Source organism: Roseateles sp. UC29_93 (assembly GCF_042695725.1).
In the GTDB taxonomy this organism is placed as follows: domain Bacteria; phylum Pseudomonadota; class Gammaproteobacteria; order Burkholderiales; family Burkholderiaceae_C; genus Roseateles; species Roseateles noduli_A.
In genome coordinates, this window is record NZ_CP170545.1 from 5,277,025 (window position 1) to 5,298,409 (window position 21,385).

A 21,385-nucleotide genomic window follows, 5' to 3' on the forward strand; every position below is an offset into this window, starting at 1 on the left:
CCGCCGGCGCCTTCCGGTGCCGGGCGCCATTCGTCCCTCAGCGCGACATCACCCTCCCGATTGCCCGCGCCAGCGCGGCGCGCTCATAGGGCTTGGGCAGCAGCGCCCAGTCCAGCGCGTTGTCGTGCTCGGAAGAAAGCAGTTCGGCCGAGAACCCCGACATCAGCAGCACGGCGATGTCGGGCCATTCCTTTTGAACGCGTGACGCCAGTTCCGTTCCGCGCATGCCGGCGCCCAACGCGATGTCGCTGAGCAGCAGATGGGGCAGCGGGCTGCCCTCGGACGAGTCAGCCGCTTCGTCCAGGTCGCGCAGATGCCGCAGGGCTTCTTCCCCGCTCGCGCAGGCCGCGACGCTGCAGCCGAAATCGGTCAGGTAGCGACGTGCGACGGCGCGCACTTCAGCGTCATCCTCCACCAGCAGCACGCGCAGCCCCGGCGGTACGGCCGAGGCCGTCGCCTCATGCTCGACCACCTGGCGCTGCGCGGCCGGCGGCTGCGGCAGGATCAAGGACAAGGTCGTGCCGTGACCCGGCGTGCTGTCGATGCCGATCGCCCCGCGCGACTGGCGCGCGAAACCGTAGACGGTGCTCAGTCCCAGTCCGGTGCCACGGCCCGCCTGCTTGGTCGTGAAGAAGGGTTCGAAGGCGCGCTCCTTGACGTCCTCCGGCATGCCCGTGCCGCTGTCGGAGATGGCGATGCGGACATAGTGCATCGCACCATCCGACCCGGATCCCGCAGGCGTCGGATCCTCGTCGTCCTCCTCCAGCTCGCGGCGCAACTCGGGCGGGATGGACCTCAGCGGCCCGGCTTCGAAGAGCAGTTCCCCGCCCTCCGGCATCGCATCGCGCGCGTTGATGGCGATATTCAGCAGCGCCGATTCCAGCTGCGCCGGATCGGCCTGCACATCGGGGCATTCGGCGGCCACCTCGATGCGGATGCGGATGCGCTGGTCAAGCGTGCGGTGCAGCATGTCGGCCAGCGAGCGAAGCATCGCGCCCACGTCGACGCTGGCCGGCTGCAGCCGCTGCCGGCGCGAGAACGCCAGCAACTTGCCCGTCAGCTCCGCGCCCCGGCGCGAGGCCCGCGTCGCCGCCGCGACCAGTTGCGGCGCGAAGCCGTCCTCGGTCACCGCCGGCAGTTCGGCCAGCACCTGCAGATTGCCCTGGATGACGGTCAGCAGGTTGTTGAAATCGTGCGCGATGCCGCCCGTCAGTTGACCCACGGCCTCCAGGCGCTGGGAGTGGCTCAGCGCTTCCTCGGTCTGCGCCCGCTGCAGACAGGTGCCGAGCAGGTTGGCGACCGATTCCAGGAAGCGCAGCTCCGCATCGCCGAAGCGTCGCGGCTGACGCGAGCGCACCGCCAGCGTGCCCACCGGCCTTCCCCGATCGGACAGCGGGACCGCCAGCCCGGACACCAGGCCCGCCAGCAGGTAGCTCTGCGGCACGGCGAACCGTTGCTCGCTGCGGTAGTCCTCGACGACGACCGGCGCGCCCTGGGCCAGGACGAAGCCTTGCGGCGTGTCCGGGCGGTTCGGCACCGTCGCGCCGAGGCCTTCGCCCTCCAGCAATCCGACGCCGTCCGCCAGGCGCAGCGCGGTGCGGCCCGGTTCGAGCAGGAAGACGACCGCCTGGTCCGCCTCCAGCGCCCGGGCGGCAATCGATGGCACCTGGCGCAGCACCTCCTGCGGATCGAGCGAATCGACGGCGATCCTGCCCAGTTGGGCCAGATGCTCGCTGTATCGCGCCCGCTGCAAGGCCTGGCGCACGCGCGGGTACTCGGCGACGCTGCGGATCGAGGCCATCGTGTACGGCAGGCCCAGCGGCTGCAACGGGCTCAGCGCGATCTCCACCAGCACCTCCGACCCGTCACGCCGCCGCGCGACCAGCTCGGTGGCCGTGCCGCCCATGGGCCGCGATCGCGGTGCGGCCTCGTAGGCATGCCGGTAGGCCGCGTGACTCGGACGGATGCTGTCAGGCACCAGCATCTCGACGGAGGCGCCGACGAGGTCCTCGTTGGCATATCCCAGCAGCTGCGTGACCGTCGGATTCGCGAGCCGGATCAGCCCCCGGTCGTCGACGAGCAGCAGTCCGTCCGGCGACGCGGCGAACAGCGCGCGAAAGACGGCGGATTCGTCGAGCCCCGTGGATCCGCCGTCATTCCCGCCCTGCGCGTCGTTCCCGCGGTCGTTGGTGGCGTTGCTCATGACCTTGCTCCTCGCGGCGCTCAGGTCGAGCGCGTCGAGGTCACTCTCGGCGCGAACAGGTAGCCGGCGCCCCGGACCGACTTGATCCACTGGCCTTCACCCGACTCGGCGCCGAGCTTGCGACGCAGCCGTCCCACCTGCACATCGATCGTGCGGTCGAAGGGCCCGGACTCGCGACCCCGGGTGTGCTCCAGCAGAAAGTCGCGCGACAGCACGCGCCCGGGGTGCAGCATGAGGATGTGCAGCAGGTCGAACTCGCCGGTCGTCAGCGCGACCTCCTCGCCGTCCGGCCCGGTCACGCGGCGCGCGGACACATCCATGGTCCAGCCCTCGAAGTGGAGGCGCTCACGGCCGGCGGACAGGTCCTGGACGATCTCGACTGGCTGCCCGCTGGACAGTCCCGGCGGCGCCGATGCGGCACCGGAAGCCACGACCGCATTGCCCAGGTGGCCCGGGTGGCCCGGGTGGCCCGACGAAGCAGGCGCGGCGACCGGGCTGGCCGCCGATCCTGGCGCCAGGCGCCGCAGCACGGCCTTCACGCGGGCGACCAGCTCGCGCAGGTCGAAGGGCTTGGTGACGTAGTCGTCCGCACCGACCTCCAGCCCGACGACCTTGTCCACCGCGTCGCCGCGCCCGGTGACGATCACCAGGCCGCAGCGCCAGTGCTCGCGCAACTGGCGCGCGATCACGAAGCCGTCCTCGCCGGGCAGCCCCAGGTCCAGCAGCACCAGGTCGGGCGTGTCCGCCGCCATCAGGTCCATCAGCGCCCGGCCGGTGTGGAGTTGCGTCGTGCGGAAACCGTGCGACGCGAGGTAGCCGGCCAGGAGCTGGGTGATGTCCGGCTCGTCGTCGAGGATCGCCACATGGGCCGGGGCTGGCGCCGACACGCTCGCGGGCCTGGTCGCGGAAGGGAGGGAATCGGGCGCGCTCATGAGCCTCGATTAGAGCGCGTCCGCGCGGATCAGCCGCTCCAGCGTGCGCGTCAGGCGATCCAGATCGATCGGCTTGACCATGTGCTCGTCGAAGCCGCTGCTCAGCGCCTTGTCGCGATCGGAGGCCTGGCCATACCCGGTCAGCGCGATCAGGCGCGGCGCCGCCGCCCCGAGTTCGTGATGGATCAGGGTGGCCAGCTGGTAGCCGTCGATGACCGGCATGCCGATGTCGAGCACCGCGGCATCGAAGCGCGATGCGCGCACCCGGTCCATCGCTTCCTGCGGCAGCGTCGTCGTGACGACGTCGTAGCCGGCGTAGCGCAGCGCCATGCCCAGCGTCTCGGCGGCGTCGCGGTTGTCGTCGACGACCAGCACCCGCCCCTGCACCGGCGGCAGCGTGTCCAGCGCCTCGGTGGCCGGCCCCGGCGCGGGCGGCGCGGCATGGATCTCCGCCGGCAGCGTCACGCGGAAGGTCGCGCCCTGCCCCGGCCCCGCGCTGAACACCGCCACCTGGCCGTGATGCATCTCGACCAGTTGCTTCACGATCGCCAGCCCGATGCCGAGCCCGCCCTTGGAGCGGTCCAGCGTCGTCGAGCCCTGCTCGAACAGTTCGAACACGCGCGGCAGCATGTCCGCGTCGATGCCGGCGCCGTTGTCCTGCACCTCGATCACCAGCGCATCGTCGACGGCGCGCGCCGCGACGCGGATCTCGCCGTTCGTCGGCGTGTACTTGGCGGCGTTGCTCAGCAGGTTGACGAGAACCTGGCGCAGCCGGGCCCGATCGCCCACCAGCCGCAACTCCGGTCCGACGTCGCAGGCCACCCGCAGCAGGTGGTTGCGTTCCTCGAGCAGCGGGCTCACGCCCTCGATCGCGTCGCTCAGCAGGAAAGGCACGTCCACCGGCTCGCGCGCCAGCTCGATCTTCCCGCGCGTGATGCGGGTGATGTCGAGCAGGTCGTCGACCAGCTTGGAGAGGTGGCCGACCTGGCGTTCGATGATCTCGTGCTCGCGCGACAGCTGGCCGGTCTGCAGGCGGATCAGATGCAGCGCGGTGGAGATCGGCGCCAACGGGTTGCGCAGCTCATGGCCGAGCATGGCGAGGAACTCGTCCTTCGCGCTCGCGGCGCGTTCGCGCTCATGGTCCAGCCTCGCGGCGTGCAGACCGGTCGACGCCAGCGTCGCCGCGGCGCGCATGAAGGCGCTCTGGTGCGGCGACGGGAAGTCCGGCCGGGAGGAGCCGAACCACAGGCTGCCCGCCCGCCCCGCCGGCCCCAGGTAGAGCCGCACCACGCGCAGGGTGCCCAGCGGCGATTCCAGCGCGGTCGCGCTGTCGGCGGTGTCGGGCATCTGGCGGCAGGCGATGATGAAATCGGTCCAGGCCTCCTGCGACACCCGCACGCCCCCGAGCTGCAGGACCGTGGCCGGCGCGGCGTCCGGCACCAGCGGCGCATGCAGCAGGCAGACCGCCGTGCCCACGATCCGGTTCACCGCCTCGGTCGTGAGCTGCAGGACGGTGGCGGCGTCGCGCCCGACCCAAAGGGCCGGCAGCGCGAGCAGGCCCATCAGGTCACGCAGCGCCCGGTCGGCGGCGGACGGTTCTCTTTCTCGGGACATCGTGGTCATTCGGCCCGCCGGGGTCGTGCCGGCACTGGGAGCGCCACCGGCGCGGAGCGCCCGCGACGTCGCCCCGTGGCCCGGCGCGCGGACAGCTCGCGCAGCATCTCGGCCGGCGGCGTGAAGAACGGATTCTCTCGCAGCACGCCGCCGATCATCGTCAGCGGATGCGTGCGCAGCAGATCCATCATGGTGGTGCCATCGAGCGGCGCGAGGTCGTAGACGCAGATCGCCAGGCGCCGGTTCGCGTCCAGGACGCCGTTCAGGCGCGCCTCGTACTCCAGCAGGTCCAGACGGTCGATGCCATGACGGACCGCCCAGCCCATCTGCGTCATCACACGCAGTCCATCGAATCCGCCCAGCTCCCGCCCTTGCGCCGCGGTGGCCAGCGCCATGGCCGCGAGCATGGCCTCCACGTCGATCGCGCCGGGCGCCTGCGGCCAGGGCCACAGGGCCAGCTGGCCGCGGTGTTCGCACGCCACGACGTCGATCCCGGCGCCGACCAGCCGGGCCCGGTGTTCGTCAAGGCCGCCCGGCTCGATCAGATGCAGGTTGCGTTCGTTGTTCCGCTCCGCCTCGCGGTAGACGGCGCCAGCACCTGGCACGCCTCCTCCCGGCTGTCGAAAAAAGCGCAAATGTGGAAATGGGGGGTGATCACTGCTCTCTCGCACCGTCCGCGGCGTCAAGGCCATCGGACGTCCTCCGTCCCGAGTTGCATCGGCCAGTCGGCTGGCTCTTGGGGTCGATCGCCGGATGTTAGCCGTGAAGCGGGTGTGCGACTGGCATCCGATGCCCGACGGCCATCGTCATTCCGTCCCCGACCGTGTTCGAGCGCCCCGGCCCGCCCTGTCACATGGCACGTTCTTCGATCAGTTGCCGACTCACAACCGTCAGGTACGGATTAAATCCCTGAAATCAAAGATGGACACTTGCCAGAAACCCGTCATGGCAATTCATCAATGAACCGACTGCAGTCAGTCAATCGGCCCATCAATAAGTCAGCCGGCAACCGTGCCTTGGCAGAAAGTCTGCCGCCGTGCCGCCAATTGCGCTCAAGCGTGGGCGCCCAGCGCATGTCGCTCACCCGCGTGGACATCGCAGGCAGCTGCGCAAGCCCGGCAAGCCTGGGCGCAACGCCTGCAATGCGCATGCTGATGCTTCTCGCATTCTTCGGCGCACGCCCGGCACAGATGGGCGCACAACGCGCAGAAGTCGCCGTGGTGCGCGGACTCCCGCGACAGCACACCGATCGTGGCCTCGCAGATCGCGGCGCAATCCAGATCCAGCAGGGCGCACACCTCCAGCAGGCGATCGCCGGAGCGGATGCACGCGTTGGCGCACTGACGCGTCGCCAGCAAGGCCTCGGCACACGCCTTCATGCAGGGTTCCAGGTCTTCGGAGGGGGTGGTCATCGCGAGTCCTTCAGGAGGTAAGAGGTGCCGCTTCCGGGCAACCGTCATTCCCCCGAACGCCGGCGTCAGGCCCCCTAGACATTCGTGCCCCGAACCCGACTAGCAAACTATTGCTAGTTTCTTTGCATAAACAAGCCATCAGTGGTTGACGGCGCCAAAAGGCTAGCAAGGAAATGTCATTGTGAGACGGCAGGACAGGAAACGAAACTGAGCGGGATAGAAAACAGCCCGACGGGGTTTCCCTTGAACCGCCAAGCTCCTTTCCGACCATTCCGACCCTTCCGCGCTTTCCGATCACACCGGTCAACGAATATAGACATCGCCACCGGATGGCACTATCCGCTCGCCGCGCTGGCACTGATCAGCCTGCCGGCCCACGCGGACGACGGACGCCAGATGCCGGCCGAGGCCCTGGAGGAAGCCCCCCTCGCCGTTTCCTCCGCCAGCGCCGCTTCGCCGGTGAATGCCGTTCGCTGGGGGGCCGCCATGGATGACTTCCTCACCGGCGCGTTGTCCGCGGATCCCTCGATCGAACGCGCCCGGGCCTCGATCGCCGCCGCCGAGGACGGCGTCACCGCCGCGAAGTGGCAGTTCGGTCCCTCGCCGAGCTTTTCGCGCCAACTCGCCAGCGGCATCGGCGGGTACGTCAACGTCCTGAGCATCCAGCAGCCGCTCTACACGGGAGGACTGCTGTCGGCCAACCTGAGCGCCGCACGGACCACCGTGCGCAGCAGCGAGATGGAGCTGCGCTCCGCGCAACTCCAGTTGAAGCTGAAGATCGTGCAGACCTGGGCCGACTGGGCCAAGGTCCGCGGTCGCATCGACAGCCTGGAGGCGTTGCGCGCGGAGCATCAGCAGTTGCTGGAGATGATCCGGCGTCGCAACCAGGCGGGCGTGGCCACGAACGCCGACGCGGCGCTGGCAGCCTCCCGGCTGAGCGCCGTGCAGGCGGAAATGGCGCAGGCCCGGCTCGAGGAAGCATTGCAACGCGACCGGCTGCAGCGCCTGGCGCGTCGCCCCGTCGACGATGCCTTGCGCGTCGTGCTCGACGGCGAACTCCCCGCGCCACCGGCGTTGAACCAGGTGCTCGACCGCATCCAGCTCTCGCCCGAGATGGCGATCGCGCGCGCGAACGTCGACCTGTACCGCGATGAACTGACCAAGGCCAAGGCCGCGCTGCTGCCGACCGTCAGCCTGCGCATGGACCGTCAGAGCGGCGCCTACAAGGACGATCGCATCGGCGTCGTGATCCAGGCCGGACTGCCCGGTGGCCTGTCGGCCCTGTCCGGCGTGAATGCGGCCCGCTCCCGGATCGCCGCGGCGGAAGCCGCGGTCGCCGCGACCGAACAGGACCAGTTGAGCAACTATCAGCTGGAGTACACGCGCCATGCCGCGGCGGTCGCCTCGCTGCGCAACGCCGAGCTCACCGCCTCGACCGGCGACGAGGTGCTCGCGTCGTACCGACGTCAGTTCGATGCCGGCAAGCGGGCGTGGCTGGACCTGCTGAACATGGTCCGCGAGGCCCACACCACCCGCCAATCCCAGCGCGACGCCGCGATCGACGAACGCGCCGGCCTGTATCGCCTGCACCTGCTCCTCGACGGCGCACCGGCGCTCGATTGAGCGGCTCGACATCCGTCTGCCGCAACGCCCTTCCTGCCCATCGCCACCCGCGAGATGCCCGCCATGACATGGAATCCCTTCAAGCGAACGACGGCCGAGTCGTCGCCCCCTTCGGCCGCCGTCGCGACCACCCTGGCCCACTGGCTGCGCCTGAAGGGGCGTCCCGTGCCCGTCGCGCTGGTCCGTCAACGCCAGATGGAGCTGGCTCTGCCCGGCGAGGATCTTCACAGCGCGCGCCTGCTGGCCGGTGCGCTCGATCAGCAGAGCCATTTCGTGCTGCTCGACGCGCCGCAACTCGCCGCGTTGCCGCTGCTGTGCCACCACGCCGAGCACGGCTGGCAAGTGGTCACCGCCCGCACGCCCGAGGGACTCTGGACGTGCGCCGGGCCTGATCGGCTCCGTCGCGACCTCGTGCTGGACGATCAGCCCTGCCTGCACGCGGTGGTGGATCACGAGACCGAACGGGGCGCGACCCGAAGCGCGCGCGGCATGATGCTCGCGCAGATCCGCGGCCAGTGGCCGATCTTCGTGGAGGCGGCGGGCCTGTCGCTGGTGCTCTCGACGATCGGCATCGCCATCTCGTTCTTCTCGATGCAGGTCTACGACCGCGTCATCCCGAGCCAGGGCCACCAGACCCTGTGGGTCCTGACCCTGGGCGTGGGCCTGGCGGTGGTGATCGAGTTCCTGCTGAAGCTCGCGCGGGCCTCGCTGCTCGAACCGCGGCTGAAACAGCTGGACGTCGGCATCTCGAGGGCACTGATGGCGCGGCTCAACGCGGTCCGGCTGGATCAGCGACCCGGTTCCGTCGGCACGCTGGCGTCGCAGGTGCAGAGCTTCGAGTCGATCCGCGGCATCCTGTCGGCCAGCACCCTGTTCCTGCTCTTCGACATGCCGATGGCGCTGATCTTCGCGCTCGTGATCGCGGCGATCGGCGGCTTCTGGATGGCACTGCCGGCGGTGGTGCTCTTCGGCGTGACCGTGCTGACCGGCCTGCTGCGTGCCCGCCGCATCGCCCGGCTGACCGCGAGCAGCCAGTCCGGGGCCAACGCCAAGACTGGCCTGCTGGTCGAGACCATCGAAGGCACCGAGGCGATCAAGGGCCTGGGCGCCACCTGGCGCTTCGAATCCCGCTGGGCGGCGCTGTGCGAAGTGAACGCCGCGCAGAGCCTCGCCCTGAAGCACGAGAGCGACACCACCTCGTACATTTCCGCCGCCCTGCAACAGGTCAGCTACGTGGCCCTGATCTGCGTCGGCGCGGTGCTCGCGATCGACGGGCACCTGACACAGGGCGCGATCGTCGCCTGCTCGATCCTGTCGGGGCGCGTGCTGTCGCCGCTGGCCTCGATCCCGCCCTTGCTCGTGCAGTTGGGCAGCGCTCGTGCGTCCATGAAGGCGCTCGATGCGATCTTCCGGCTGCAGGTGGACAACGAAGGCGTCGCCCGCCCCCTCGTGCCCCAGGTCCTGCACGGGGAGTTGCGCTTCGAGAATGTCGAATTCGCCTACCCCGGTCAGAAGGAAGCGCTGCGCTTCGGCAGCATGCGCTTCCGCCCCGGCGAGAAGGTCGCCATCCTGGGAACCATCGGCGCCGGCAAGACCACGCTGCTGTCGCTTGCCTGCGGCCTGACCCAGCCGACACGCGGCACCGTCTACCTGGACGGCGTCGACCAGCAGCAGATCCACGCCGGATGGCGTGCGACCCAACTGGCCTATTGCCCGCAGCACGCCTGGCTGTTCTCCGGCACGCTGCGCGACAACCTCCTTTTCGGACTGCCCGACGTCAGCGACGACCTCCTGGTCGCCGCCTGCCAGAAGACCGGTCTCTGGCCCATGGTGGCCCAGCATCCGCTGGGCCTGGACCGCAAGCTCTCGGAAGGGGGACGCGGCCTGTCGGGCGGGCAGCGTCAGCTCGTGGCGCTGACGCGCCTGGTCCTGGCCGATCGCGCGGTGTGGCTGCTCGACGAGCCGACCTCCGGCATGGACGACGGACTGGAACAGGCCACCGTCCGCTTGATGCGGCAGATGCTCAAGCCCGAGACGACGCTGCTGCTGGTGACCCATCGCCTGTCGATGCTGGCGCTGGTCGACCGCGTGATCGTTCTTTCGCCACAGGGCGTCCTGGCGGACGGCCCGCGGGACGAGGTGCTGACCAGGCTGCAGGGCCGACCGGCGCCGTCCAACGACGCCGCGCCCGCCACCAGGGCCGCCACCGCGGCCGCTTGAGCGTCGGCCGCTCGCAGAACTTCCGACATCAAGAGAACGTTATGACAACGACCAAGAGTCTTCACGAGGGTCAGGCGCGCGTGCGCTGGACCGTCCTCGCCACGGTGGCGGCGCTGGCTGCCGGCTTGTGGTGGGCCTCCCAGGCGCAGATCGAGCAGGTGACTCGCGCCGGGGGCAAGGTCATGGCATCCTCGCGCACCCAGGTGATCCAGGCACCGGACGGAGGTGTGGTGGAAAAGCTCTTCGTGCACGAGGGGGATGCCGTCCGCAAGGGCGATCTGCTGGCGCAGCTCGACAACACCAAGGCCAGCGCCGCGCTGGCGGACTCCAGCGAAAAGGCCGATGCCCTGAACGCCTCGCTGGCGCGCCTGCGCGCCGAAACGCTGGGCACGCCCTACCGTCCCGCCGGCACCGGCCCGTTCAACGAGCTGCAGCGCCAGCTCTACGAACGCCGCCACACGGCCTTGCAGGAAGAGCTCACGGTGCTGGCGACGTCCGCCGATCTCGCCCGGCGCGAGGTCGCCCTCAACGAGCCCCTGTACAAGGCCGGCGACATCAGCGCGGCCGACTATCTGCGGCTCCAGCGCACGGCGAACGAGGCCGCGGGACAGGTCACCTTGCGCCGCAACCGCTTCCTCCAGGATTCGCAGGCGGAGCTGGCCAAGACCGAAGAAGAACTCGCCAGCGTGCAGCAGATGCTGAACGACCGTCGCGGCAACCTGGAACACACGCAGTTGCGTGCGCCGGTCGACGGCGTGGTCAATCTGATCACGCTGACCACCGAGGGCGCGGTCCTGCGACCGGGCGACGAGATCATGCAGCTGCTGCCCACCGGCGACGACCTGATCATCGAGGCCCGGCTGCGCGCCGCCGACATCGGATTCATCCGACGCGGCATGCCGGCGGTGGTCAAGGTGGACGCCTTCGACTACAGCATCTACGGCGCCCTCGACGGCAGCGTGACCTACGTGAGTCCCGACGCCCTGACCGAGCGCACCGCGCAAGGCGAGCAGGCCTACTACCGCACGCACATCCGCATCAGCGGCAAGCGTTTCAAGGGCGAGAAGGCCGATCGCATCGTGATCCAGCCCGGCATGACGGCAACGGCGGAGATCATCACCGGCCGTCACACGGTGCTGGACTACCTGCTCAAGCCCGTCCGGAAAACGATCTCGGAATCACTCGGAGAGCGCTGAATCCCCGGCGACCGCACGACGCTTGCGCAAGCACCACTCACTTCACGTCATCAATCTTCATCGCCCATCAGCAACAACAACTCCGAACCAGAGGGGAACAGACATGATCACCGTCACCATCATCGAAGACGATGCCACCGTCCTGCAGCGCCTGATCGACGTCGTGTCGGCCAGCAGCGCCTGCCAGATCGTGGGCATCGGTCGCAACCGCGGCGAATCGGTCTCCGCGATCCTCGCCAATCGTGCGGACATCTACCTGGTCGACCTCGGCCTGCCCGACGTGGACGGGATCGACCTGATCAAGCTGATCGACGAGAAGTGTCCCGATGCCCACAGCATCGTGATCAGCACCTTCGGCGATGCCAAGCATGTGATGCGCAGCCTGCGCTCGGGTGCTTCGGGCTACCTGCTGAAGGAAGAGATCCAGCCCAGCCTGATCGACAAGATCATCGCCACCCACAACGGCCACGCCCCCTTGAGCCCCCGCCGTCTCCCGGCTGGTGCTCGACAAGCTCGAGAGCCTGGAGACCGGCGTGAAGCCCAAGGTGGACAAGGGGCAGAAGCTGAAGGAACTCGGCCTGGGTCAACGCGAGTGGAGCGTGCTGAACCTGCTGATCGAAGGCCTGCCGATCGTCGACATCGGCAGCCGCCTGTCGATCTCGCGCTTCACGGTGAACCAGCACTTGCGGTCGATCTATCGCAAGCTGAACGTCAACTCCCGCGCCATGGCCACGAGTGTCGCCCGGCTGCATGGGCTGATCGACGAGTGAGCGTGCCGGGGGGAGGCCCCGTGCCCGGATGCTCGCGGACAGGCCGCCCTCCCGGGTGGCTTGGTCATGGCTCAAGCGCCTGCGCCCTCAGGCGGCAGCCGTCACCATGCCATTGCCGGGCCTGCCGTCACGAGCAGGTGTGGCGGAGCCAAGGATCGACAGGAACACCGAGGCGGGTTTCGACAGCAACCGCATCCGCAGCAGTTGCTTGCAGAGCATGAAGGAGGCTTGCACCAGCGCTCCCGAGGTGCTCACGAGGCCCTCGCGACGCAAGCGGAGCCGCCCTTCGGCCAGTTCGCCGCGCAGCAGCTGCGCCAAGTCGCGATCCCGGCCATGCACGGCGGCGACGTTGAGCACCGCCAGCCAGGCAACCAGGACCGCACGGGGCAACGACGCCAGCACATCCGCCAGCGACTCCGATGTCGCTGCGCAATGGGGCGCATGGATGGCCTGCACGCGCAGCAGTCGCGCGACCAGTGCGGGATGACGCCCCGCGATCAGCGCGAGCGACGACGCCGAGACCCCCGAGCGCGCCAGCATGAACAGCTGCCCGACCACGTGCGGATCGCATCCCGGCAGCGCGTGCACGGCCAGGGTCGTCGGCCGGGCGATGCCATAGCCTTGGAAATAGTCGGCGCCCGCACGACGCGCGCGCTGAAGGGATGCATCGTCTTCGATCTTCTCGGCGATGACGGCCATGCCGAGTTGGTGGGCCTGGCGAACCAGCGCAGACAGTTGATCTGCATCAAGACCGACGGCATCGATCTTGGCGAACTGGACCCACGGGGCCAGTGCCCATCGCGCGTCGTCGGCGCGGACGATATCGTCGAGGGCGAAACGGTAGCCGCGGCCATGAAGGTCGCGGATTCGATGCAGAAGCGCCGCGTCCACCACGACGGTTTCGAGCAGCTCGATCACGCCGACATCCGGCGTCAGCGCTTCGGCGATCGGACTCATCAGCGTGCGGCAATCCATGTTGACCAGCAGGTCGCCGATGGGGTGCTCCGCGGCAGGCGCTTCGGTCAGCAGTTCGCCATCGATCAACGCGCCCGAGAGGGCCGTGGCCGTCGCGTAGGCGCCCAGTTCCGGTCCGACGCCGTCATCGCTGGCATTCCAGCGGAACAGCAGTTCCGTGGCCACGACGCGGCCGGCACGATCGATGACCGGTTGCATGGCGTAGCGGACATGTGAGCCGAGATGTTCGGCCTGCCAGTTCGGCGAGGGGGAGAGTTCCACACCGTTGACGGGGGTGCGACCGGGTTCGGACGATCGGGACATGGGCACTCCGCGGAGCGGGTAGCGAAGAAGGCTTCATGCTATGAACCAAGGGCCCGGCGCTGAATAACAAACACTTGTCATCCATGGACGCTCGATAACAGTTATGGGAGGGGTCACCGACTGGAACTTGGGGGACACGGCAGGTGCCGCACTTGCCCTCTTTCGTCACCGTCGGAGACGCGCTCGAACCGGAACCCCGGTGCGATGCGCGGGCGACTCACCCGCCAGACCCGGACCGGGTCCGCCGCCGCGCTGGGATACTGACCTGCGCGGGCGGCGGCACAGCCGCCCGGGTCGTTGGGTTTTCTTACCCGGATCACAAGGAGAAGCAACATGCAGATGCGACACACCCGACTGGCCGCGGCCGCCCTGGCGGCCGCCGTCCTGGCCGGCTGCGCGAACATGGACGAACGCCAGCGCGGCACCGCGGGCGGCGCCGCGATCGGTGCCATCTCGGGCGCGGTCATCAGTTCCGCCACCGGCGGCAAGGCGGGGACAGGCGCGTTGATCGGCGGCGCGCTCGGCGCGGTGGCCGGCAACGTCTGGTCACGCCACATGGAGGACAAGCGCCGCGCGATGGAACAGGCCACGCAGGGCACCGGCGTCGAGGTGACGCGCACGGCGGACAACCAGTTGAAGCTGGACGTGCCGAGCGACATCTCCTTCGCGACCAACAGCGCCGCCATCGAGCCGCGGCTGCGTCCGGTGCTGGACGCCTTCGCGAACGGCCTGAACAGCAATCCGTCGCCGACGATGGTGCGCGTGGTGGGCCACACCGACAACACCGGCTCCGATGCGATCAACGATCCGTTGTCGCTGCGTCGCGCGGAGAGCGTGCGGGGTTATCTGGCCGACCGCGGCGTCCGTTCCGACCGGGTCGAGGTCGCCGGCCGAGGCTCGCGCGAACCGCTCGTGTCGAACGACACGGCGGAGAGCCGCGCCAAGAACCGCCGCGTCGAGATCTTCCTGCGCGAGCCGCAGCAGGGCTCGGGCGGATGAGCGTTCCGACGCTCCCATGACAAAAGGCGCCTGTGATGCAGGCGCCTTTTTTCTATCGCGCGTCCAGCGCGTCTAGCGCGTCGAGCGCGTCAGGTCGTGGGCTTGGCGGGCTCGGGTCCCATGTGCGGTCCGGTGCGATGCAGCGCGCCGCCCTCGCCTTCCCAGGTGGTGACCTCCTCGGGTTTCGAATGCGAGGTCTTGTGCCGCGCCTCGAAGCGCCGGGCCTGCCACTGCCACAGGGCGTAGCCGGCCAGGCTCGACAACGCGAGGGGGACGAGTCGTTTCATCAGCATGGTGTCGCTCCTCGTCGATCGATCATCGTGCCGGCGCGCTGGCCTTGGGCTGGCGCGGGGGCGGAACGTCCGGTCCCGGACGCATCGTCGCGCTCGGCGGTTCGGCCGGGGCGGACGGAATCCCCGCCGCCGTCGGGTTCTCCTGCACCATGCGATCGATGCGGGTCAGGATGCCGCCGCTCTGCACGCTGCCGTCGCGCGTGCCCTGCCCCATCACCATCATGCGGCAGTCCTCGCGGTCTTCCGCGGCGACGCGCTGGCAGCGCAGCATCGCGTTGTTGGCGAGGTCCTGCGCGCTCGCGGTCCGGAGGCTGCCGCGCTGGGCTTCCTGACGGGCCGCGCCGGCTTCCTTCAGGCAGGCCGCGCGGGCCTGGCCGGTCTTGCCGGCGAGGCAGTTGGCGCGTTCCTGCTCATAGGTCGCCTGGATGTCGGACTTGGACGCGGCCGCGAAGGCCGGCGTGGTCACCATCATGACGGCCGACAGCACCGCCCCGGCGGTGATCCACGCGGCGGCGGAGGGGGACGTGAGGGTCTTGTTGAGCTTGATCATCTTGGGTTCCTTTCCAGCGCTCGGCGCCGAGGTCGGAAGACGGGACGGGAGGATGAAGCAAGGCTAGGCCCGCGACCCGCCGCGGTCTGTCGTACCGCGCCGGAGCCGCGTGTAGGACGAGTCCGGCACCGCGCTCCAAGGCAGCGGTGGCGGCGTCCTGTCCTACACCCGGACGTGGGCCCTGCTGATCCTTCCGGTCCACGGCGGCTTCTACAGTGACCCCAAGTGCCGCGCCGCGGCCGACAGCTGGAAAGGACATCGTCATGTTGAAGTGGGCCTTGATCTTTGCCGTGATCTCGCTGGTGGCGGGTGTACTCGGCTTCACCGGCCTCGCCGCGGGCGCGGCGGGCATCGCCAAGATCCTGTTCGGGATCTTCCTGGTCATCTTCCTGGTGCTGCTGGTCCTGGGCATCACCGGCGTGAACGCCCTTCGAAAGTGACCTTCACCGATTCTTGAATCCAGAGGAGCCAGCCCATGAACGCCCCCGAACACAAGCACCTGCAGCTTGACGAACAGGCCTTGCAACGCGCTCGCCAGCACCTCGACGAAGGCCCGGTCACGCCCAGCTACGGCCCGTGGCGCGAAGACGTGATCCGCCTGCTCAACGACGCGCTCGCGACCGAGCTGGTCTGCGTGCTGCGCTACAAGCGCCACTACTTCACCGCGCACGGCCTGAACTCGCCGCGCATCGCCGAGGAGTTCCTCGAGCACGCCACGCAGGAGGCGGTCCACGCCGACCGCATCGCCGAGCGCATCGTGCAGCTGGGCGGCGATCCGGACTTCAAGCCGGACACGCTGACCCAACGCAGCCACGCCGAGTACGACGAGTCCAAGGACCTGAAGGAGATGCTGCGATCGAACCTGATCGCCGAGCGCATCGCCGTCGAGGCCTACCGCCAGATGATCCAGCTCATCGGCGACAAGGACCCGACGACGCGACGCATCCTCGAGGAAGTCCTCGCCGAAGAGGAAGAGCACGCCGACGACCTCGCCGACCTGCTGAGGGACTGACAGCATGCGCCGGCGCGTCGCGGCCCTGCTCTTCGCGCTCGGCGCGAGCGTCGGTCTCGTGGCCTGCGGCACGCCGCGCGCGCCGGTCAACGGCCGCGTCCCGGAGCCGCCGTCCACGGCGCCGACGCTGACGCGGGTGGCCGCGCAGGTCGACGTCGTCGGCCCGCGCGGCCAGATGAACCAGGCCAGGCGCGAGCAGGCCCTGCAGGCGGCGGCCGCACAAGGCAAATCGGACCTGCTGAAGCGGCAGATCGCGGCGATGTCCGCGTTCGGGGATGTCGACCTGTATGCCGGCAACGATGCGCAGCTGCTCGTCGATGGGCCGGCCACCTTCGCCGCCATGTTCGCGGCCATCGAGAAGGCACGCCGGCAGATCGTCCTGGAGAGCTACATCATCGAGGACGCCGACGTGTCGCGACAGCTGGCCGACCTGCTGTTGAAGCGACGCGCGGATGGCCTTGAGGTCGCGGTCCTCTACGACGGCGTCGGATCGATCGGCACGGACGAGACCTACTTCGACCGCCTGCGTCAGGGCGGCATCGCGGTCTGCGCCTTCAATCCGGTCAACCCGCTGAAGCAGCGCACGCGGTACCACAAGATCACGCAGCGCGACCATCGCAAGATGCTGGTCATCGACGGCGAGACCGGCTTCACCGGCGGCATCAACATCAGCGCGGTGTACTCGTCGGGCTCGGGTGGTTTCGGCGGCCGAAGCGCGTCGAAGGCGCCCCGGCCCCAGGCCGCATCGAGCGAAGCCAGCGGCAGGACCGGAGGCAAGGCCGGTGACAAGGGGGATGACAAGGGGGATGACAAGGGGGATGACAAGGGGGATGACAAGGCCGACGAGAACGGCTGGCGCGACACGATGATCCAGGTCCGCGGCCCCGCGACGCAGGCGTTGCACACGATGTTCCGCGAGGTCTGGTCGCAGCAGCACTGCGAAGGCACCGTCGCGGCGATCGAGCCGCCACCCGGCCCGCCCGCGGGCCAGCAGTTGATGCGCGTGATCCCGTCCACGCCGCAGGACACCGAGAACCGCATCTACACGCTGCTGCTGGGCAGCATCCGCGCCGCGCAGCGCAGCGCGTACCTGACGATGGCCTACTTCGCGCCCGGGCAGGACATGGTCGACGCCTTGTGCGAGGCCGCGCAGCGCGGCGTCGACGTCCAGCTGATCCTGCCCTCGCGCAGCGACTTCGGCCCGGTGATGCACGCGGGCCGCAGCCACTACGAGCGCATGCTGAAGGCCGGCGTTCGCATCCATGAACTGCAGGACGCGGTGCTGCATGCGAAGACCGCCGTCATCGACGGCGTGGTCTCGACGGTCGGCTCCAGCAACATGGACTGGCGCAGCTTCGTGCACAACAACGAGGTCAACGCGGTCGTGCTCGGCGAGGACTTCGGCGGCGCGATGACGCGCATGTTCGAGCGCGACCGCGGCGCGTCGAAGACGATCGAGCTGCAGCGCTGGCAGGACCGCGGCCTGTGGCAACGGGGCAAGGAATACTTTTCCAGGATGTTTGAGCAATGGTGGTGAACAACGCGCCCTCCTCCGCGCCGGCGCCTTCGCCGGGTCCGCGACGACATCGTTTCCATGGCTGGGCCCTGGGCCTGGGCGTGCTGCTGGCGATGCTGCTGATCACGGTCGGCGTCTGCGAATGGCTGGGCTGGCCCTTCCTGCGCCGTCCGGCGGAGCAATGGCTGAGCCAGAAGCTCGACCGCCAGGTGCGCTTCGACGGCGACGAGGACAACACCGCCTGGCAGCTCCGGCTGATCGGCCACCTGCGCCTGCGTTCGCACAGCCTCACGATCGCCGGCCCCAGCTGGAGCACGCTGGGCGGTCCGATGCTGCAGGCGCAGGACGCCGCGCTGACGCTGCGTTATTCGGACCTGCTGGCCCTGCGCCACGAGGGTCAGGCCTTGCAGGTGAAGTCGCTGCGCGCGGGCGAACTGACCCTGCGGCTGGAACGTGACGTCGAGGGCCGCGCGAGCTGGCAATTCGGCAAGCAGCCGCCCAGCGACACGCAAGTGCGCAAGCGCCCCAACATCGACGGGATCCGCTTCGACCTGCTCGAAGTGGGCCAGGGCACGGTGCTGGTGGACGACAAGATCCAGCAGCTGTCACTGCTGGGCCGTTTCGCGTTGCGCGAGACCTGGGCGACGCCGGAGGACGCTGCTTCCGCGGTGCGCTCGGGCCTTGCCGCATCGGGCGCGGCGTCCGGACAGCGCGCGCCCGCGGCGGCGGCGCGGGTGGCCAGCGCGGCCGCCTCCGGCACCCGGCTCGCCGTGGACTTCGGCGAACGGGTGGCGGGCAAGCCCAAGGGCGCCTCCGCGCCCGCCGGCGAACCGGGACCCGGCGAAGGCGGCCGCAACGGCGTGACGGCGCAGGCCGAGGGCCATTGGCGCGACCTGCCGATCAAGGCCAGCCTGCAGACCGGCTCTGCGCTGCCCTGGATGTCCTCGGACCCGAACGCACCCGCCGTGCCGGTCACGCTGCGCGGCAACATCGGCAAGGCCCAGTTGAGCTTTGACGGCCAGGTCCGCGACCTGCTGGTCAGCCAGGGCCTGTCCGGGAAATACACGCTGTCGGGGCCCTCGCTGGCCGCGGTCGGCGAGCCGCTCGGCGTCACGCTGCCGACCACGCCGGCCTTCGCGATGGCGGGCAAGTTGACGCGCGACGGCTCACGCTGGACCACGGCGGTCAGCAAGGCCACGATCGGCAAGAGCCAGTTGAGCGGCGAGTTCCAGTACGACAAGCCGGAGAATGGCCGCCCCACGCTGACCGGCGAACTGCGCGGTCGCGAGCTGTGGCTGGCGGACCTCGGACCGGCGGTCGGTGTGCCTGCGGAGCCGGGTGCGCGCAAGGCGAAGAAGGGGCCTTCGCGCGTGCTGCCGGACAAGCAGTTCGACCTGCCCTCGCTGCGGGCGATGGACGCCAACGTGAATGTGAAGCTGGCGCGTTTCGAATCCGGCAGCGCGCTCCTGCAGGCCGCCGAGCCGCTGAACGCCCGGATCGTGCTGCAGGACGGCGTCCTGGAATTGCGCGACATCGATGCGCGCGTGGCGCGCGGCCAGGTGGCGGGCAACATGAAGCTGGACGGCCGGGGCCCGCAGGCGAAGTGGCAGGCGCGGCTGCGTGTCGGCGGCGTGCATCTGGAGCAGTGGCTGAACCTGGAGCGCAAGAACGGCCAGCGCTGGGTCACCGGGTTGATGGGCGGGCGCGTCGCGCTGGATGGCGAAGGCAAGTCGACGGCCGAACTGCTGGCGAGCGCGGATGGCCGCATGGTGCTGTACTGGACCGAAGGGACCATCTCCCATCTGATCGTGGAGGCGGCGGGCATCGACATCGCGCAGGGCCTGGGCATGCTGGTGCGCGGCGACGAACCGCTGGAGGTGTACTGCGGCGTCGCCGATCTGCGGGTCAAGGACGGCGTGGTGACGCCGCGGCCGATGGTCATCGACACGAAGGATTCGGTGGTGCTGGTGGATGGCGGCATGTCGCTGGCGACGGAACGGCTGGCGTTGACCGCCAAGGTCGATCCCAAGGACAAGAGCCCGCTGACGCTGCGCACACCGCTGAACATCCAGGGGACGTTCGGCGACCCCCAGATCAGCCTGCAGAAGGGGCCGCTGCTGCGCAAGCTGGTGCCCGCGGCCGTGCTGGGCGTGGCCCTGGCGCCGCTGGCGGCGATCGTTCCGCTGATCGACCTGGGCGAGGAGGCGGACCCGGAGAGTCTCAAGGCGCTGTCTGAATGCAACGCGCGGCTGGCGCCGGCTTCGAAGCGGGGCTCGGGATCGTGATAATGAGCGCCTCGCTCACGCCCATGCCCATGTCCACCGTTCCCGTCACCGCACCGACGCCCGGCACGCTGAACTGTTTCCTGGTCGAGGACAGCCCGCTGATCCGGGAGAACCTCGTCGCGACGCTGCAGGAGATGCTCGACCTCGACGTGGTCGGCTGGGCCGAGGACGAAGCCAGCGCGCTGCGCTGGCTGCACGACGAGGCGGTCCCCTGCGACATCCTCATCATCGACCTCTTCCTCAAGCGCGGCTCCGGCATGTCGCTGCTGCCCAAGGCGCGGCAACTGCAGCCCGAGGCCAAGGTCATCGTGCTGACCAACTACGCCACGGCCGACATGCGGCAGCGCTGCGAGCAGCTCGGCGCCGACCGCGTCTTCGACAAGTCCAGCGAACTGGACGAGCTGATCGCGTACTGCCTGGACCTGGCGTCCTCCAAGGCTTGAGGCCGACGGCGCAAAAGCCCATCATCGATCAAGAAATACATTCATAAATCACTGTTTTTAAACGATTTACTCCATTTTTCAAAAATGCATGGACGATCGGTACAAATCGAACTCAGGCGCCTGCCTGATCTGACCTTGCGACAGGTCATCGACGCTACCCGCGTGTTCAAGGAACAGGTTCGGGTGGATCGGGCGCTGGCGGCTCTGGGTGGTTCGATGTTCTGGAAGACTGTCGGCGACTACGAGTACCTCGTTCAACGCAACGGGAAGAGGCTGATTTATCTCGGTCCGCGCGCAGCGTCGACACAAGCGCGCTACTACGCCTTTCTGGGCGAACGCGAGGAATTGAAGCAACGTTCGACCCTCCTGCATCAGTCGGTGGAAGTGGCGCAACGGATGAATCGCGCAGTGCGAGCGGGCATTGCGCCAACGCCCCTCATCGAGATCCTCAATCAGATCGAACGGCTCGGACTTGGCACCCGGTGCCTGCTACTCGGAGCTGGCGCGCTGCTCGTCTATGCCCAGGTAGCCGGAGTCACCGGCTGCACGGTGCCAACTTCGACGCTCATGCATATCGCCCTGGATGCAGCGGAATCCGGTACGTGGGCTTCCAGGCTCCGCACGGTATTTGAGCGACGAACTCAGGTCGACGTTGCCGACCTGGGAGGTGACGACGGCCTGCTGCTGCGAGTTCGCTTCGATGCCTCTCCCTTGCTTGTGGGCGGTCGCAAACGTCGGTCTGCACCTATCGACGCACCAGGTATCGCTGATGCGCTCCGCGTGATCGGGGACGCGCCGGCGCTGGAACACGTTGTCATCGGCACCACCGGCAAGATGGCCTTTGTGAGGACCATCGATCCAGGAATGTTTGCCTTGCTTGCCCGTCGGCAGGCCAGCGATGCTTTGCCTGTCATCGATCAGATGCTCGACCAGCGGATGGTGAAGTCGTTGTTGGACACCCACCGATATGAGCAGCTAGAACAGCAACTCGAAGGTATTGAGAGAGGGGCAGGTCTTGCCATAGCGTAGCCATCGGTCC

The 21,385-nt window shown here is 68.8% G+C and carries 19 protein-coding genes and 1 pseudogene; 12 read left to right on the forward strand and 8 right to left on the reverse strand.

What is annotated here, in order from left to right; translation table 11 throughout:
- Nucleotides 1–37: 37 nt before the first annotated feature.
- The 5 genes from ACFJIX_RS24480 to ACFJIX_RS24500 all read right to left on the reverse strand — a co-directional run bounded on the left by ACFJIX_RS24480 (nt 38) and on the right by ACFJIX_RS24500 (nt 6,161).
- Nucleotides 38–2,203 carry a GAF domain-containing protein gene (locus ACFJIX_RS24480; RefSeq protein WP_377155247.1) on the reverse strand — a complete coding sequence of 722 codons (2,166 nt, stop codon included), beginning with the start codon at nt 2,201–2,203 and terminating at the stop codon, nt 38–40.
- A 20-nt stretch (nt 2,204–2,223) separates the two neighbouring features.
- Nucleotides 2,224–3,135, reverse strand: a complete 912-nt coding sequence (locus ACFJIX_RS24485; RefSeq protein ID WP_377155248.1) for a response regulator transcription factor — start codon at nt 3,133–3,135, stop codon at nt 2,224–2,226.
- A gap of 9 nt (nt 3,136–3,144) precedes the next feature.
- The gene (locus ACFJIX_RS24490) at nt 3,145–4,758 is read right to left on the reverse strand and encodes an ATP-binding protein (protein WP_377155249.1); all 1,614 of its coding nucleotides are present in this window, start codon (nt 4,756–4,758) and stop codon (nt 3,145–3,147) included.
- A complete protein-coding gene (locus ACFJIX_RS24495; RefSeq protein ID WP_377155250.1) occupies nt 4,755–5,354 on the reverse strand; it encodes an MEDS domain-containing protein in 600 nt (199 codons plus the stop codon). The genes ACFJIX_RS24490 and ACFJIX_RS24495 overlap by 4 nt, the downstream gene beginning before the upstream one ends.
- A gap of 447 nt (nt 5,355–5,801) precedes the next feature.
- Nucleotides 5,802–6,161 (reverse strand): four-helix bundle copper-binding protein, encoded by a 360-nt coding sequence (locus tag ACFJIX_RS24500; protein ID WP_377155251.1) that lies wholly within the window; start codon nt 6,159–6,161, stop codon nt 5,802–5,804.
- A 243-nt stretch (nt 6,162–6,404) separates the two neighbouring features.
- On the opposite strand from ACFJIX_RS24500, the gene ACFJIX_RS24505 reads away from it, so the two are divergent.
- From ACFJIX_RS24505 to ACFJIX_RS24525, 5 genes and pseudogenes are all read left to right on the forward strand, one after another.
- A complete protein-coding gene (locus ACFJIX_RS24505) occupies nt 6,405–7,784 on the forward strand; it encodes a TolC family protein (RefSeq protein WP_377155252.1) in 1,380 nt (459 codons plus the stop codon).
- A gap of 63 nt (nt 7,785–7,847) precedes the next feature.
- Nucleotides 7,848–10,004, forward strand: coding sequence for an ATP-binding cassette domain-containing protein (locus ACFJIX_RS24510; RefSeq protein WP_377155253.1), 2,157 nt, complete (start codon nt 7,848–7,850; stop codon nt 10,002–10,004).
- A 41-nt stretch (nt 10,005–10,045) separates the two neighbouring features.
- Nucleotides 10,046–11,200, forward strand: a complete 1,155-nt coding sequence (locus ACFJIX_RS24515) for an HlyD family type I secretion periplasmic adaptor subunit (protein ID WP_377155254.1) — start codon at nt 10,046–10,048, stop codon at nt 11,198–11,200.
- Nucleotides 11,201–11,303: 103 nt separating this feature from the next.
- A pseudogene (locus ACFJIX_RS24520) lies at nt 11,304–11,588 on the forward strand (response regulator); the annotation flags it as partial.
- Nucleotides 11,589–11,700: 112 nt separating this feature from the next.
- Nucleotides 11,701–11,970, forward strand: coding sequence for a response regulator transcription factor (locus ACFJIX_RS24525; RefSeq protein ID WP_377155255.1), 270 nt, complete (start codon nt 11,701–11,703; stop codon nt 11,968–11,970).
- An 87-nt stretch (nt 11,971–12,057) separates the two neighbouring features.
- Here the strand turns inward: ACFJIX_RS24525 and ACFJIX_RS24530 are convergent, their stop codons facing one another.
- Nucleotides 12,058–13,248 (reverse strand): EAL and HDOD domain-containing protein, encoded by a 1,191-nt coding sequence (locus tag ACFJIX_RS24530; RefSeq protein ID WP_377155256.1) that lies wholly within the window; start codon nt 13,246–13,248, stop codon nt 12,058–12,060.
- 339 nt (nt 13,249–13,587) lie between these two features.
- Between ACFJIX_RS24530 and ACFJIX_RS24535 the strand changes: the two genes are divergently transcribed.
- On the forward strand, nt 13,588–14,247 hold the full coding sequence (locus tag ACFJIX_RS24535) for an OmpA family protein (protein ID WP_377161944.1): 660 nt from the start codon (nt 13,588–13,590) through the stop codon (nt 14,245–14,247).
- Between the two features lie 89 nt (nt 14,248–14,336).
- On the opposite strand, the gene ACFJIX_RS24540 is transcribed toward ACFJIX_RS24535, so the two are convergent.
- Nucleotides 14,337–14,540, reverse strand: coding sequence for a hypothetical protein (locus ACFJIX_RS24540; protein ID WP_377155257.1), 204 nt, complete (start codon nt 14,538–14,540; stop codon nt 14,337–14,339).
- A 22-nt stretch (nt 14,541–14,562) separates the two neighbouring features.
- Nucleotides 14,563–15,090: a hypothetical protein gene (locus ACFJIX_RS24545; protein ID WP_377155258.1), complete on the reverse strand. Its 528-nt coding sequence runs from the start codon at nt 15,088–15,090 to the stop codon at nt 14,563–14,565.
- A 263-nt stretch (nt 15,091–15,353) separates the two neighbouring features.
- Between ACFJIX_RS24545 and ACFJIX_RS24550 the strand changes: the two genes are divergently transcribed.
- The 6 genes from ACFJIX_RS24550 (at nt 15,354) to ACFJIX_RS24575 (ending at nt 21,375) form a co-directional block, all read left to right on the forward strand.
- Nucleotides 15,354–15,530, forward strand: coding sequence for a DUF1328 family protein (locus ACFJIX_RS24550; RefSeq protein WP_067271457.1), 177 nt, complete (start codon nt 15,354–15,356; stop codon nt 15,528–15,530).
- A gap of 35 nt (nt 15,531–15,565) precedes the next feature.
- Entirely contained in the window at nt 15,566–16,102 is a 537-nt protein-coding gene (locus tag ACFJIX_RS24555) for a bacterioferritin (RefSeq protein ID WP_377155259.1), read from the forward strand.
- A gap of 4 nt (nt 16,103–16,106) precedes the next feature.
- Nucleotides 16,107–17,639 carry a phosphatidylserine/phosphatidylglycerophosphate/cardiolipin synthase family protein gene (locus tag ACFJIX_RS24560; protein WP_377155260.1) on the forward strand — a complete coding sequence of 511 codons (1,533 nt, stop codon included), beginning with the start codon at nt 16,107–16,109 and terminating at the stop codon, nt 17,637–17,639.
- Entirely contained in the window at nt 17,630–19,903 is a 2,274-nt protein-coding gene (locus ACFJIX_RS24565) for an AsmA family protein (RefSeq protein ID WP_377155261.1), read from the forward strand. Before ACFJIX_RS24560 ends, ACFJIX_RS24565 begins: the two co-directional genes overlap by 10 nt.
- Before the next feature lie 29 nt (nt 19,904–19,932).
- Nucleotides 19,933–20,346, forward strand: coding sequence for a response regulator transcription factor (locus ACFJIX_RS24570; RefSeq protein ID WP_377155262.1), 414 nt, complete (start codon nt 19,933–19,935; stop codon nt 20,344–20,346).
- 135 nt (nt 20,347–20,481) lie between these two features.
- Nucleotides 20,482–21,375, forward strand: a complete 894-nt coding sequence (locus ACFJIX_RS24575) for a hypothetical protein (RefSeq protein WP_377155263.1) — start codon at nt 20,482–20,484, stop codon at nt 21,373–21,375.
- Nucleotides 21,376–21,385 lie beyond the last annotated feature (10 nt).

Bases quoted from the DNA above. Each gene is read 5' to 3' on its own strand.
- ACFJIX_RS24480 (WP_377155247.1), bottom strand. From the start codon at position 2,203: ATGAGCAACGCCACCAACGACCGCGGGAACGACGCGCAGGGCGGGAAT.
- ACFJIX_RS24485 (WP_377155248.1), bottom strand. From the start codon at position 3,135: ATGAGCGCGCCCGATTCCCTCCCTTCCGCGACCAGGCCCGCGAGCGTG.
- ACFJIX_RS24490 (WP_377155249.1), bottom strand. From the start codon at position 4,758: ATGACCACGATGTCCCGAGAAAGAGAACCGTCCGCCGCCGACCGGGCG.
- ACFJIX_RS24500 (WP_377155251.1), bottom strand. From the start codon at position 6,161: ATGACCACCCCCTCCGAAGACCTGGAACCCTGCATGAAGGCGTGTGCC.
- ACFJIX_RS24510 (WP_377155253.1), top strand. From the start codon at position 7,848: ATGACATGGAATCCCTTCAAGCGAACGACGGCCGAGTCGTCGCCCCCT.
- ACFJIX_RS24515 (WP_377155254.1), top strand. From the start codon at position 10,046: ATGACAACGACCAAGAGTCTTCACGAGGGTCAGGCGCGCGTGCGCTGG.
- ACFJIX_RS24530 (WP_377155256.1), bottom strand. From the start codon at position 13,248: ATGTCCCGATCGTCCGAACCCGGTCGCACCCCCGTCAACGGTGTGGAA.
- ACFJIX_RS24535 (WP_377161944.1), top strand. From the start codon at position 13,588: ATGCGACACACCCGACTGGCCGCGGCCGCCCTGGCGGCCGCCGTCCTG.
- ACFJIX_RS24540 (WP_377155257.1), bottom strand. From the start codon at position 14,540: ATGCTGATGAAACGACTCGTCCCCCTCGCGTTGTCGAGCCTGGCCGGC.
- ACFJIX_RS24545 (WP_377155258.1), bottom strand. From the start codon at position 15,090: ATGATCAAGCTCAACAAGACCCTCACGTCCCCCTCCGCCGCCGCGTGG.
- ACFJIX_RS24550 (WP_067271457.1), top strand. From the start codon at position 15,354: ATGTTGAAGTGGGCCTTGATCTTTGCCGTGATCTCGCTGGTGGCGGGT.
- ACFJIX_RS24555 (WP_377155259.1), top strand. From the start codon at position 15,566: ATGAACGCCCCCGAACACAAGCACCTGCAGCTTGACGAACAGGCCTTG.
- ACFJIX_RS24560 (WP_377155260.1), top strand. From the start codon at position 16,107: ATGCGCCGGCGCGTCGCGGCCCTGCTCTTCGCGCTCGGCGCGAGCGTC.
- ACFJIX_RS24565 (WP_377155261.1), top strand. From the start codon at position 17,630: ATGGTGGTGAACAACGCGCCCTCCTCCGCGCCGGCGCCTTCGCCGGGT.
- ACFJIX_RS24570 (WP_377155262.1), top strand. From the start codon at position 19,933: ATGTCCACCGTTCCCGTCACCGCACCGACGCCCGGCACGCTGAACTGT.